This window comes from Microbispora sp. H10830, assembly GCF_014161375.1.
Taxonomy (GTDB): domain Bacteria; phylum Actinomycetota; class Actinomycetes; order Streptosporangiales; family Streptosporangiaceae; genus Microbispora; species Microbispora catharanthi.
On sequence record NZ_JABBWX010000004.1, the window covers coordinates 147,323 to 160,562 of the forward strand.

A 13,240-nucleotide genomic window follows, 5' to 3' on the forward strand; every position below is an offset into this window, starting at 1 on the left:
GGAGGCCCGGGACGCACGCGGGCTTCCGCGGGCGTCCGTGACGGGCTGTGGCAGGTCAGTAGGCCTCACCGAGGGACGACTTAGCGTTGGAGCCGTCGTATTCGCGGTCGGAGATGATGACCTTGTCGGGGATCGGCTGCCCGTCCAGGAACTTCTGCGCGGTCTCGAAGGCGAGCGGCCCGAACCTGGGGTTGGACTCGACGACCGCGTGCAGCCAGCCGTCGGCGATGGCCTGGACGGCGCTGCGGGTGCCGTCGACCGAGACGATCTTTATGGCGCCCGGCTCCTTGCCCGCGCCCTTCAGCGCGGTCACCGCACCCAGCGCCATCTCGTCGTTCTCGGCGTAGATGCCGTTGATGTCGGGGTTGGACTGGATGAGCTGCTCGGTGACCTGCTGGCCCTTCTCCCGGGCGAACTCACCGGTCTGCTCGAAGGAGATCTGGATGTCGGGCGCCTTCTCCTTGATCCGGTCCTTGAAGCCGTTGGTGCGCTCGGTGGTGACGTTGTTGCCCGGCGCGCCGAGCAGGATCGCCACCTTGCCCTTGCCGCTCAGCGCGTTGATCATCTGATCGGCGGCCCGCTTGCCCTGCTCGTAGAAGTCCGAGCCGATGAACGTCAGGTAGTCGCTGCAGGGGTTGGCGTTGATCTTGCGGTCGACCGTGATGATGGGGATCTTCTTGGCGGCGGCCTGCTGGAGCACCGGCTCCCAGCCGTCGGAGTTCAGCGGCGCGATGACGAGCAGCTTCACGCCCTGGGCGATGAGCTGCTGCACGTCGGTGATCTGCTTGGAGAACTGCGACTGGGCGTTGGTGACCTTGAGGTCGGCGATGCCAAGTTTGGCCGCCTCGTCCTTGATGGACTTGGTCTCCGCGATCCGGAACGGGTTGGCCTCCTTCTCCGACTGGGAGAAGCCGACCGTGGCGGTCTTCAGGTCGAACTTCGTGCCGCCGAACTGGTCGAGCGTGCAGGTCGGGCCGGCCGAGCCCGCCGGGGTCTGCACCACCTGCTGCTGCGCGGACGCCGCCTCGCTGGGGCCCGCCGTGGCCTGGGTCTCCGACTTGGCGCAGCCGGCCGCGCCGAGCAGCACGGCGAGGGCGACGACGGCCGTGCGGGGATATGACTTCATGGTGATCCTTCTTCTGATCGGGGGGTGCCACGGCGCGTCCGGCGGTCAGGAGGACGACACGCCGTGGGGGGTGGGGGGTGGCGGCCCGGACGTGCCGTCCGGGCCGCCGCTGTGCCGAGCGGGTCAGGCGCAGGCCGGGAGGATCTCTCCGGTGAGCGCCGTGTTGGCGTCATGGAGGCGCTTGACGTCCGGCTTGGTCACGGCCCTGTCATAGGTCATCAGGCCGTTGATCTCGGTTTCCACGTCGGTCGTCTGGGTGTAGACGGCCGCGCTCAGGCCGTTGCAGGCGTGCAGCGTGCGCAGGGCGTCGTCCATCTCCAGGAAGCGCTTGGTCAGCGCCTCGCCGTCGGTCTCGACCGCGTAGCCCCAGCCGCCGCCGGTCCAGGTGTGCCCGATCACCGGCAGGGCGAGCCCGCCGTACTCGCCGAGCACCGACGCCCGGAAGAAGCCGGGCTTACCGGGGCTGCCGGGTCCGGGATAGATGTGGTAGTCCATCACGTCGCCGTTGCCGCCGTCCTGGGCGCCGCAGCAGTTGATGCCGCTCATGTTGTCCACGAGCCGGGAGGGGTCCAGGCTCTCCACGTAGTCGGCGATCCTGGAGATGTCGTACTGGCCCCAGCTCTCGTTGAACGGCACCCACATCACGATGGACGGGCTGCTGCGGTGCTCGTCGACGATCTCCTTCAGCTCGCTCTCGAACTGCGTCTTGTCGGCCGCGCTCGCCGCGCCGAACATCGACGGCATGTCCTGCCAGACGAGCAGGCCGAGCTTGTCGGCGTAGGCATACCAGCGGTCCGGCTCCACCTTCATGTGCTTGCGCACCATGTTGAAGCCGAGCGCCTTGGTCTGCTCCAGGTCGTACCGCAACGCCTCGTCGGTCGGCGCGGTGTAGATGCCGTCCGGCCAGTAGCCCTGGTCGAGCGGGCCGAACTGGAAGACCGGCGTGCCGTTGAGCAGGACCCGGGTCGTGCCGTTCACCCGGCCGACCGAGATGGAGCGCATGCCGAAGTAGCTCTCCACCTTGTCGCCGCCCTTGAGCTCGACCGTGAGGTCGTACAGGTAGGGGTCGTCGGGCGACCAGAGGTGGGGGTTGGGGATCGGCACGGCCAGCTCGGTGCCGGTCGGGCCGGAGACCTTCCCGATGACGCGCTTGCCGGCGCGGGCGGTGACGACGGCGGTGGCGTCGCCGCTCGCCCTGACCTTCACCCGCAGGGACTGCCCGAGCACCTCGGGGATCGTGTCCACGGCCTCGATGTGGGTCGTGCCGACGGGCTCCATCCAGACGGTCTGCCAGATGCCGGAAGCCGGGGTGTACCAGATGCTGCCCGGGTTGAGCCGCTGCTTGCCGATGGGCTGGCGGCCGTTGTCGGTCGGGTCGGTCACGCCGACGACCAGCTCCTGCGGACCCTTTCGGGTGAGCGCGTCGGTCACGTCCACGGTGATCCTGTCGTAGCCGCCCTTGTGGGTGCCGACCTGCTTGCCGTTGACGTAGACGACCGACTCGTAGTCCACGGCGTCGAGGTGGAGCAGGACGCGGTCCTTCTTCCAGGAGGCCGGCACCTCGAAGGTGCGGCGATACCACATGCGGTCCTCGTGGCGGCCGATGCGGGACAGGCTCGACTCCACCGGGTAGGGCACGACGATCCGCTCGCCGAGGTCGCGGCCGAAGGGCGGCGCCTCACCCTCCTTGGCGGCGGCGAACTGCCAGGTGCCGTTGAGGTTCTGCCAGCGGTCGCGGACGAGCTGCGGGCGGGGGTACTCGGGCAGCGGGTTGTTCGCGTCCACCTTGTCGGACCAGCGGGTCTTCAGCACATAGGTGGACCCGTTGGACACCGGCACCCAGGTGAACGCCTCGATCGCGGTGCCGTCCGCCTTGGCCAGGCCGCCCTTGCCGTCATAGGAGGCCCGGATGTCGGCGGCCAGGCGCGGGATGGGGAAGGCGAGCTTCAGCGTGACCTTCGTGGTCCCGTCGAGGGCGGCCGACGCGACCTGCCACTTCGTGCCGGCCACCGTCAGGCCGAAGTGCTCGGCGGCGCCGGCGGGCAGCGCCGCGAGCGCGGTGTCGCCGAAGTCGAGGGTGGCGGTGTCGCCCGCCGCGTCGACGGCGGCGCCGGCCGGCCCCGGCGGGTCGAAGCCCTCGGGCAGGTAGAACGCGTCGGCCGGCACGGCCTGCTTGGGCTGGCTGGCGCTCTGCCAGCGCAGGTGGAGGTTGGCGCCGCCGAAGTGCTCGAAATACTCGACCTTGATGTCGTACTTCTGGCCGGCCTGCAGGGTGATCGGGGTGCCGGTCTGCTCCTTGTCCCAGTCGTCCACCCAGTGGTCGACGACGAGCGTGTTGTTCACCCAGAGCCGGAAGCCGTTGTCGCCGATGACCGAGAAGGTGTACGCCTCGGAGTACGCGGGCTGGATGCGGCCCGTCCACCGCACGGTGACGTCGTCCTCCCGCCCGGTCAGCGAGGTGAAGACCGGGTTGAGGTCGGGCAGCTCGAGATCCGGGTCGATCACCGTGGCCTTGAGCTGGGCGAAGTCGAACTTCCCTGCTGCCGAGGACAGGTAGTAGTCGCCGCGCAGGCCGTGCCGCTCGGCGCCGGCGGCGGTCGCGGGGCCCTGCCCCGCGACCTGCCAGACGGCGCCGAGAACGACGGCCAGCAGTAAGAGGATGGGCTTTCTCACAGGGATCCTTTCCTGCGGGCAGGGGGCGGGCGGACGCGCCGTACGGCGTGGCCGCGTGCGGCCGGCGCGGCGGTGCGCTCCGCACGGCGCCGGCGACCACCTGCCATGACGTGGGGGGAGGGTCGAGATCGGACCCGCGGACGTGGGGCACGCGGGGAACGCACCTTCCGAACGGGACCGATCAGATTCGGACAGGATCGAGTCGGTTATCGCCCTCAAATAAGCATCGCGGGCGCTATCCGGTCAAGAGATCGGATCAGATTCGTTCATTTCCGGTCAGCGATGCGGCGCTTTGGCTGGTCGACTATGATCGGATCCGGTCACAGCGGAGGGTGGGGGGCGTGGTCGACACGGACAGCGACGGGCGCCGGCCCGTGTTCGCGGCCGAGCGCCGCCAGCGCATTCTGGAGTTGGTGCGGGCCAACGGCGCCGTCTCGCTGCGCGAGCTCGCCCAGGCGGTGCAGTCGTCGGAGGTCACCGTACGCCGCGACCTGCGCGCGCTCGAGTCGGAGGGCCTGCTCAACCGGCACCACGGCGGCGCCACCCTCCCGGGCGACCTGAACAGGGAGGCCAGCTACGTCCAGAAGGTGACGCTCTCCTCGGCGGAGAAGTCCGCCATCGCGGACCTGGCCGCGTCGCTGGTCGAGGACGGGGACGCGATCGTCATCGGCCCGGGGACCACCACCCAGGAGTTCGCCCGCAGGCTGAGCAGGCACGCCGAGCTCGCCGTGGTCACCAACTCGCTGCTGGTCGCCCAGGCCCTCGCCAACTCCCCGCGCATCGAGGTGATGCTGACGGGCGGCACGCTGCGCGGGCCGATCCTCGCCCTCGTCGGCAGCGCGGCCGAGCGGTCCCTCGCCGGGCTGCGCGTGCGCCGGGCCTTCATCTCCGGCAACGGGCTCACCGCCGACCGCGGCCTGTCGACCCCGAACATGCAGGTCGCCTGCGTCGACCAGGCCCTGGCCGCCGCCGCGGAGGAGGTCGTGGTGCTGGCCGACCACAGCAAGATCGGCATCGACGCGATGGTGCAGACCGTGTCCGCCGAGCAGATCGACCACCTCGTCACCGACGACGCCGCCCCGCGAGACGTGCTCGACGAGCTGGGCGGCAAGGGCGTACGCCTGCACGTTGCCCACATTTGATCGAATGTGACGGCCTCGTTACGGGTTTGTTTCCTGCCGGGCTCACCATTCGAGGCGGAGGCAACCGTGCTGCAGGCCGCAGGTATTTGCAAGAGCTTTCAAGGCGCGCCCGCGCTCGACCACGTCACCCTGGCCCTGCGGGCCGGGGAGGTCCACGCGCTCGTCGGCGGCAACGGCGCGGGCAAGTCGACCCTGGTCAAGGTGATCTCGGGGGTGTGCAGGCCGGACGCCGGCCGATTGCGCTACCTCGGGGAGGAGATCGCCCTCTCCTCCCCCACCGAGGCGGCCCGGCTCGGGATCGCCACGATCCACCAGGACGCCGGGCTCGTCCCCACGATGAGCATCGCCGCCAACCTGTTCCTCGGCCGGGAGCCGCGCGGCCGCCTCGGTCTGATCGATTTCGCGGCCATGCACGCACGGGCCGCCGAACTGCTGTCCTCCTACGGCCTGCGCGCCGACCCGCGCCGGCCGCTCGGCTCGCTCGGCGACGGCGCGCGTCAGCTCGTCGCCCTGGCGCGGGCCGCGTCCGCGGACGCGCGGCTGGTCGTCATGGACGAGCCCGCCTCCGCGCTTGAGCGCGACGAGCTGGACGTCCTGTTCGGCGCGATCTCCCGGCTCCGCGACGAGGGCCGGGCGGTGTTGTACGTCACCCACCGGCTCGACGAGCTCTACGAGATCTGCGACAGGGTGACCGTGCTGCGTGATGGTCGGGTGGTGCACACAGGGCCGCTCGCCGGCCTCGACCGTCGCAGGCTGGTCTCGCTCCTGCTCGGCAGGCCCTTCCACGCCGAGGGGGCGGACGCCGCCGTCACCGGCGAGTCCGCAGGCCCGCCCGCCGACGAGCCCCTGCTCGAAGCCCGGGGGCTGACCCGCCGCCACGTGCTCCGCGACGTCTCCCTCGCCCTGCGTACGGGGGAGGTGGTCGGCCTCGGCGGGCTGCGGGGCGCGGGGCGCAGCGAGACCGCGAAGGCGATCGCGGGCGCGCTGCGCGTGGACGCCGGCGAGGTGACGATCGCGGGCGCGCCCGCGGGCAAGTGGTCGATCAGGAACGCGATCCGCGCCGGTGTCGGGCTCGTGCCGGAGAACCGCCGGGTGGAGGGCATCGTGCCGACCCTGTCGGTCCGCGACAACATCGCGCTGGCCGCGCTCCCCCGCCTGTCCCGCGCGGGGATCGTCTCCGACGCGCACCTGGACCGGATCGTCGCCACGTTCATGCGGCGGCTGGGCATCCAGGCCGTGTCGCCCCGGCAGGCGGCCGGGGAGCTGTCCGGCGGCAACCAGCAGAAGGTGCTGCTGGCCCGCTGGCTGGCGATGCACCCGAAGGTGCTGCTGCTCGACGAGCCCAGCCGGGGTGTCGACATCGCGACCAAGCTGGCCATGCGGTCACTCCTCGACGACCTGGCGGTGGACGGGCTGGCGATCCTGCTGATCTCCTCCGACGTGTCGGAACTGGTGGAGAACTGCGACAGCGTCGTGGTCCTGCGTGACGGCGCGGTCGTCGGCGAGCTGGCCGGGCCCGAGATCAGCGAGGACCGCATCATGGGAGCGCTCGCCGCCGGCTGAGCCCTCGCCACCGGACCCCGCGCCCTCGCCGTTCTCTCCACCCCTGTCTCGCCCAGCCAGAGCTGACGTCAGCGGGCGGGGCAGCCGGCGAAGCGCGCCTCGACCTCCTCTGGGATCAGCCCGAAGCCGGACAGCTCGTACCGGTGGGACGGCCGGGCCTCCCCCGAGCGGCTCTCCTCGTGCAGACGGGCCATGGCCGTACGGGCGGCGTCGCCGAGCGGCAGCCCGAAGTGGGCGTAGACGGCCTCGACCGTGCCGAGCGGGTCGCGGACGAACTCCTCGTAGCGCACGTCGAAGAACCGCGCCGGGTCGTGCCGCGCGCGGGCGGCACGGAAGCGGCCGAGGCCCCGGCTCCACAGGTCGAGCTGGTCCCGCCCGATCACCCCGCCGGTGAACGCCTCCGACCACCCGGCGGTCGCCTGCGCGGCGAGGCTGCACATCGACGCCATGGCGGTGACCGGGTCGCGGTGGGTCTGGACGACCAGCGCGCCGGGGTAGACCTCCATGATCGCGTCCAGGGCGAACAGGTGGCTGGGGTTCTTCAGCACCCACCGCCGGCCGGGGTCGCCCAGCCCGACGAGCTGGAGGATCCGCCGGTGCCGCTCACAGGCGGGCGTCCAGTCCTGCTCCGCCAGCCAGGCCGAGTACGCGGGCAGGTGGGCCAGGCACTCGAAGGAGACCGACCGCATCGACTGCTGGAGCAGCCGCCAGCACTCCTCGACCATGTCCGCCGACATGTAGTGCACGCCCATGAACTCCGGATGGCGCACGTGGTGCCGCTCGTACGCGGCCTGGGCGGCCCGATACTCCGGGTCGCCCGCCCAGGTCTCGCGCGGCGGCCTCGGCCGGGGCGAGTCGGTCAGCCACAGCTCCAGCCCCTGGTTGGCGGGGTCGGCGGTCAGCAGCCGGTGCAGGGCGGTGGTGCCGGTGCGCGGCAGGCCGGTGACGAAGATCGGCCGCTCGACGGGCAGGTCCGCGTGCTCCGGGTGCCGCCGCCACGCCTCCTCGCACCGCAGCCGGGCGGTCAGCGCGCCGCGCAGCATCGCGCGGGCCGCCCGGGCGCCCTGCGGGGTGAGCGCCGCGTCGCCGGCGTACGACTCGAGCAGCACGCCGAGGCCGTCGAGGTAGGGGTCGTCCCCGAAGTCGGTCAGGCCGGTGGCGCCGCTCGCCCAGGCGTGCAGGTCCTCGATCGTGCCGACGCCGTCGCGTGCCGTGCTCATCCGATCGCCTCCGCAGGCTGATAGGAACTGCTCAGTGCTGATCGAAACCGCTCAGTGGTGCCATTCGCCGCAGTTGACGTCGAGGCACTGGCCGGTGATCGCCCGCGCGAGCGGAGACAGCAGGAACACAGCGGCGTCGGCGATCTCGTCGGGCTCGGGCAGCCTGCGCAGGTCGAGCGTGGCGGCGGTCTCGTCGTACACCTGCCGCACTTGGACGCCGCGCCGCCGGGCCAGTGCCTCGAAGTAGCGCTTCAGGTTGTCCGCCCAGATGTAGCCGGGTGCGACGCTGTTGACCCGCACGCCGCGCGGCCCGAGCTCGGTCGCCAGGCTCTGGGCGAGGGCGAGCAGGCTCGCCTTGGCCATCTTGTACACCCCGAAGGTGCGCCGCGAGTGCCGCAGCACCGCCGAGTTGATCATCACGACCGAGCCCGCGTGCTCGGCGAGCGCCGGCGCGAAGAGCTGGGTGAGCCGCAACGCGGCGAGCACGTTGGTCTCGAAGGCGGCACGCACCGCGTCGAGGTCCACGTCGACGAGGTCCGTCATCGGCGGCATCGCGAAGGCGTTGTTGACCAGTCCGTCGACGCGGCCGCAGGTCTCCAGCGCCGTCGCGACCAGCCGCCGCCGCGACGCCTCGTCGGTGACGTCGGCCGGCACCTGCACGGCTCGGCGGCCGAGCCGCGCGACCTCCTCCGCCACCGCGGCCAGCCGCTCCTCGCCCCGGGCGGCCAGCACCACGTCGGCCCCGGCGGCCGCGCACCGCAGCGCCAGGCCGCGCCCCAGCCCCGGCCCGACCCCCGAGATCACGACGACCCGGTCCTTCAGCGGCATCACCCCAGCATCCTTCTGGCGACGGCGGTCTGCCGGGCCGCGATCCGGGCCGCCCACTCCCCCGGGCTCACCCGCTGCCGATCGTGGTAGGGCAGCCGGGACGGCAGGTCCTCGAACCGCATCACCTCCACCTCGGGGCCGTCCGCGGGTCCGAGTGGGCGAGTGAGCCGCTGCCAGCGGATCTGCAGGTAGCCGCGGCGGTGCCCGGTGCGTTCGAGCCAGTTGGCCAGCCCGGGGTCGCGCTCGCCGACCACGTAGCGGATCTTCCCGTCGGGGTCGTGGCGGGCCTGGTCCGCGGTGAGGCTGGTCTGGTGGTTGATGTAGTCCAGCGAGACGTACCACATGCCGCCGAGCTGGAACCCTTGGTAGGGCGCGACGTCGCGGCCCGCCGCGGGCACGGTGACGACCATGACCTGGTCGTCGTCGAGGTCGTAGTGGCCGACGGACGAATACTGCGTCGCGAGGCCGCCGGGTGTGGGCCGTGGCTCGGTCATCGTGTTGACCGGCAGCGTGAGGTAGTGCCGCTCCGGGAACGCGAGGAACGTCCGCAGCCGCCCCAGCAGCATCTTCGCGGCCACCTCGTAGCGCCTGGCCATCCTGTCCACGGCCGGGGGCGGGGGCGCCGACCCGAGCGTGTCGGCGCGGTGGACGCGGATCTCGCCGGGCCGCTCGGCGTCCCAGTCGGAGAAGACCTCGCGCACGATCAGCATCGCCGCGCCGGGCCCCAGCGTGAAGCGGGCCCCTGTGCCGGGCGGGCCGAAGCGCAGCTCGTACGACCCGTCCGGGGCGATCTCGATGTCGCGGTCGTCGAAGGCGGTGAGGCTGTCGGGCGACCGCGCGGGCGAGTAGTCGCCGTCGAGCACCTGGAAGCTCAGGTCGGCCGTGGTGCCGCGGCGGCCGGTGACCACGTATTCGGCGTCGTCCCGGATGTAGGCGTGGAAGTAGAGCGTGTCGGGGTTGTCCAGGCCGAGCTTGGCGTACGGGCCGGTGGAGGCGGCGAAGAAGGGGAAGTCGCGGTCGTAGGCCCACGTCATGTGCAACGCCGCCTTGATGCCGCCCGCCAGGTAGTCGAGGCCCTCGGCCAGGTCCTGCTCGGTGCGCACGTGCGGCGCGGAGCGGATGATCTCCTCGGCCTCGGCGATCGCCCGGGCGAACGGTTCCGTGGCCATCGGACTCCCTCGGATACGCGGTACAAATATGGACCGAAGCGGTAGTCTTTTCCCACCGCGAGAGTAGAACTCGTTCTAGGAGTGGTCAATGGCCGTGGCCCGGCGCTCTCCCCCCGCCCGGCGGGTGGTCGCCGTGCTCGACCATCTGGTCGCGGCGGGCGGCCGCGGGCTCGGCCTGTCCGCGCTCGCCCGCGAGCTGGGCATCAGCAAGCCCACGTGCCTGGGCATCCTCACCGAACTGGTCGCCGCCGGCTATCTCGTGCGCGACCCGGCCACCCTGACGTACGGCCTCGGTCCGGCGCTGGTCGCGGCGGGGAGGGCGGCGCGGCGCGGTTTCCTGGCCGGTGACGTGGCCCGGCGGCACCTGGAGCCGCTGGCCGAGCGGTATCACGCCACCTGCACCGCCTCGGCCGTCGTCGGCGACGAGATCATGGTGCTCGACGCGGTCGTCCCTCCCGGCGATCCGCCGGTCAGGGTGGGTGAGCGCTACCCGTTCGCGCCGCCCGTCGGGCTGATGTACGTGCTGTGGGGACCCGACCGGGAGCTGGAGCGCTGGCTGGCCAGGGAGCCGACGCTGCCGGTGCGCATGGACCGCGAGCACCTGCGCGAGGTCGTCGAGCAGTGCCGGGCGGCGGGCTATCTCGTGGAGAGCCTCACCCCCGCCGGCATGCGCCTGCACTCCCTGATGGCGGGGGTGGCGGCGTACGAGCTGCCACGGGAGGTGCGCGCCCTGGTCGGCGAGATGGTGTCGAGCCTGGGCGAGCGCGTCTACCTCGGCGCGGGCCTCAACCCGCGCAAGAAGCATCCCGTCAACCTCGTCGCCGCACCCGCCTACGGCCCCGGCGGCGAGCAGGAACTCGTTCTCACCCTGCACGTCGGCACCGCCGTCACCGGTGCCGAGATCGCCCGGCGCGGCGCCGCGCTGGTGGCCGCGGCCGACGCCGTCACCGCGGAACTCGGCGGCGCGGTCCCCGGCGGAACGGCGCCGCGCCCCGCCTCCGGGAAGCTCAGGACGCCGCCCAGCGGTTCGCGGTGAACCGCAGACTGGGCAGGTCGTCGAGGGACACCGTGTACTCGTACGTCCGGCGGTAGCCGGTGCCGCTGATCCGCCAGCGCCCGTCGGAGCAGCGCCGGTAGGTGTCCTCGTAGTAGGCGGATCCGCGGATCATCAGGCGGTGGCGTGGAATGAGCACGGTGTCGTCGAGGCACCAGGTGCCCCTCGCGTCGTCGCCGTCGATCTCGATCTCGGGGTGACCCGCGAGATGCGTCGTGATCACCTCCGGCCCCAGGCTGGCGCGCATGTAGCCGACGATGGCCTCGCGCCCGTCGAACCGCAGCGGGTCGCCGGCGACCGGATTGTCGTAGGCCGCCACGGCGTCGCCGGTGAGCGTATCGGCGAAGTCGTCCCAGCGCTTGAGGTCCAGGCAGCGCAGGTAGCGGTACTTGGTCTGGCGGATCTCCTCCAGCGCGATCAAATCCATGCGCCCCAGCATGCGCGAGCGCGGAACGGCTTGCAAGAACGCGTTCTAATCCGATTGCACATGAAGTTTCACGGAACGTACGCGCCATATTCACTTGACCGGCTTTGGGCAGGCATGAATACATCTCAGTCATGATCGACAGGCTAATTCGGAGACATTCACATGGTCGGCGCGCGGCCATTCTGCACGCACATCGGAAAGGGCCGTCGACCGCCCGACTGAAACGCCGGGTACTCGCCTTGGGCGGCGCCGCGGCAGTCGCCGCCGCCCTCGTCGTGGTTCCCGCACCTGCTGCCTCGGCCGACGACTCTCTCACGGACATCGGCATCACGCAGACAGGCGACCTGGTCGCGGGCGGCGGCAAGATCTTCGTCTCCGGTGGCGACCAGATCGCCGTCACCGATGCCGAGGGAACTCTCATCGGCACCGTCACCGGCCTGTCCGGCGCGGCGGGCCTCGCCATCACGCCGGACGCCACGCGGCTGTACGCGGCATTGCGCGGGTCGAACGAGGTGGCCGAGATCGACACCGGCAGCCTCACCGTCACCCGGCGCTTCGACCTGGCCGAGGACAGGTGCCCGACGCATCTGTCCCTGACCGGCGACCGCCTGTGGGTCGGCTACGGCTGCGCGTACACGACCTACCATGTCGGCGTCGCCAGCCTCGACCTGTCGGCGGCGGCACCGGAGCCGGTCCGGTTCCCGGTCTCACCGATGAGCGATGCCCCGCTGGTCGCCGCCGCCGGGAACACGCTGGTGGTCGGCGAGACGAGCACCTCATCGGGCAACCTCGAGGTCTACGACCTGAGCGGAGCCGCCGCCGTCAAGCGCGGCGAGATTCCCGACCGCTTCTCCTCGTACATGACCGGCGCCCTTTACGACCTGGCGCTCACGCCCGACGGCTCGACGGTCATCCCGGCCTTCGACTTCCCGACCCAGTACGACGCCTGGGACACCACCACCCTGACGAAGGTCCGCAGCTACGGCGCCGACGAGCCGAGCGGTGACAGGGACAGCCCCACGGTTGTCGCCATCAGTCCGGACGGCACGCAGGTCGCCACCAGCGGCCGCTTCTACAAGAAGGTCAAGCTGTACGACACCGCGACGACGGCGAAGCTCTACACCGACCAAAGCCCGGCACAAAGCGTGATGCCGGGCACTCTCGCCTTCCTGGGCGACACCGTCTACGGCGTGGTGGGGGATTCGTCCGGCTGCCCGGCGCCGCAGTACACCTGCGGGTTCAAACTGTGGCGACTCGACCGCGCCACTCTTCCGGGATCCACGCTGACCATGACGGCCCCGGCCGACGCGGTCGCGCTCGAACCGCTCACCGTGACCGGCCGGCTCACGCTGACGGACGGGTCGGCGCTGGCCGCCAAGCCGCTCACCGTGACCCGTCGGCTGCCCGACGGCACCAGCGCGACACTCCCGGCGGCGACGACCTCCGCGGACGGCGCCTTCACCTTCACCGACATACCGCCGGTCGCTGGAACGATCAGCTATCGCGTGCTCTGGGACGGCACCGAGGACACCCGGTGGAGCGCGGATTCGGCGACCGTCACAGTGGCCAAGCACCCCACGTCCATCACCTTGACCGGACCTGCGGACGGAACCGTCGGCGTTCCCCTCCAAATGCACGGCACGCTGGACTTCGGCCGGCCTCCCGCCGACGATGATGCCGTGGTCCGGATCTATCGCAGGATCGCCAGCGGCAAGGGCGCCAGGACCATCGTGCTCACCACGGTGTCCCCCGGCGCCGACGGGTCGTTCGCCTTCACGGACACACCCCCGGAGGCCGGCACGTACACCTATGGGGCCGAGTGGAAGGGGGACCAGGCGACTGTCTATGCGGCGGCCAAACACCAGCTCAAGGTGACGGCAGCCGGGTGACCGGACCTTCTTTCGGAGAGGTCACGAACGCCGACTGACAGCGATGATGCAGGTGAGCCCCTCCCGCCAGGGCTTGACCCAGCCACTGACTGACCTCGGTTTCTCAACAGGACCTGTCGGTCCTGGTCGGGAGGTGCTCATGTGCACCC

10 protein-coding genes are annotated in these 13,240 nt (G+C 71.3%); 4 read left to right on the plus strand and 6 right to left on the minus strand.

Annotated features, from left to right (window positions below; genetic code table 11):
* Nucleotides 1-55 precede the first annotated feature (55 nt).
* Nucleotides 56-1,126, minus strand: a complete 1,071-nt coding sequence (locus tag HHX35_RS13020) for an ABC transporter substrate-binding protein (protein WP_182899104.1) — start codon at nt 1,124-1,126, stop codon at nt 56-58.
* Between the two features lie 123 nt (nt 1,127-1,249).
* Nucleotides 1,250-3,799, minus strand: a complete 2,550-nt coding sequence (locus tag HHX35_RS13025; RefSeq protein ID WP_220505357.1) for a PA14 domain-containing protein — start codon at nt 3,797-3,799, stop codon at nt 1,250-1,252.
* Between the two features lie 341 nt (nt 3,800-4,140).
* Between HHX35_RS13025 and HHX35_RS13030 the strand changes: the two genes are divergently transcribed.
* Both HHX35_RS13030 and HHX35_RS13035 read left to right on the plus strand, forming a co-directional pair.
* Nucleotides 4,141-4,941, plus strand: a complete 801-nt coding sequence (locus HHX35_RS13030) for a DeoR/GlpR family DNA-binding transcription regulator (RefSeq protein ID WP_310739057.1) — start codon at nt 4,141-4,143, stop codon at nt 4,939-4,941.
* A gap of 66 nt (nt 4,942-5,007) precedes the next feature.
* Nucleotides 5,008-6,504 (plus strand): sugar ABC transporter ATP-binding protein, encoded by a 1,497-nt coding sequence (locus HHX35_RS13035; RefSeq protein ID WP_310739058.1) that lies wholly within the window; start codon nt 5,008-5,010, stop codon nt 6,502-6,504.
* 68 nt (nt 6,505-6,572) lie between these two features.
* Here the strand turns inward: HHX35_RS13035 and HHX35_RS13040 are convergent, their stop codons facing one another.
* From HHX35_RS13040 to HHX35_RS13050, 3 genes are read right to left on the minus strand one after another with little or no spacing between them, the layout of a single operon-like run.
* A complete protein-coding gene (locus HHX35_RS13040) occupies nt 6,573-7,724 on the minus strand; it encodes a sulfotransferase (protein WP_182899106.1) in 1,152 nt (383 codons plus the stop codon).
* A 51-nt stretch (nt 7,725-7,775) separates the two neighbouring features.
* Entirely contained in the window at nt 7,776-8,552 is a 777-nt protein-coding gene (locus HHX35_RS13045) for an SDR family oxidoreductase (protein ID WP_182899364.1), read from the minus strand.
* Nucleotides 8,552-9,721 carry a hypothetical protein gene (locus HHX35_RS13050; protein ID WP_182899107.1) on the minus strand — a complete coding sequence of 390 codons (1,170 nt, stop codon included), beginning with the start codon at nt 9,719-9,721 and terminating at the stop codon, nt 8,552-8,554. Before HHX35_RS13050 ends, HHX35_RS13045 begins: the two co-directional genes overlap by 1 nt.
* An 88-nt stretch (nt 9,722-9,809) precedes the next feature.
* Here HHX35_RS13050 and HHX35_RS13055 point away from each other — a divergent pair, with 88 nt between their 5' ends.
* Nucleotides 9,810-10,757 (plus strand): IclR family transcriptional regulator, encoded by a 948-nt coding sequence (locus HHX35_RS13055; protein WP_182899108.1) that lies wholly within the window; start codon nt 9,810-9,812, stop codon nt 10,755-10,757.
* Here HHX35_RS13055 and HHX35_RS13060 read toward each other — a convergent pair.
* Nucleotides 10,729-11,202 (minus strand): nuclear transport factor 2 family protein, encoded by a 474-nt coding sequence (locus HHX35_RS13060; RefSeq protein WP_182899109.1) that lies wholly within the window; start codon nt 11,200-11,202, stop codon nt 10,729-10,731. The genes HHX35_RS13055 and HHX35_RS13060 overlap by 29 nt on opposite strands.
* 239 nt (nt 11,203-11,441) lie before the next feature.
* Here HHX35_RS13060 and HHX35_RS13065 point away from each other — a divergent pair, with 239 nt between their 5' ends.
* Complete coding sequence (locus HHX35_RS13065; RefSeq protein ID WP_182899110.1) at nt 11,442-13,091, plus strand: WD40 repeat domain-containing protein; 1,650 nt, start codon at nt 11,442-11,444, stop codon at nt 13,089-13,091.
* Nucleotides 13,092-13,240 lie beyond the last annotated feature (149 nt).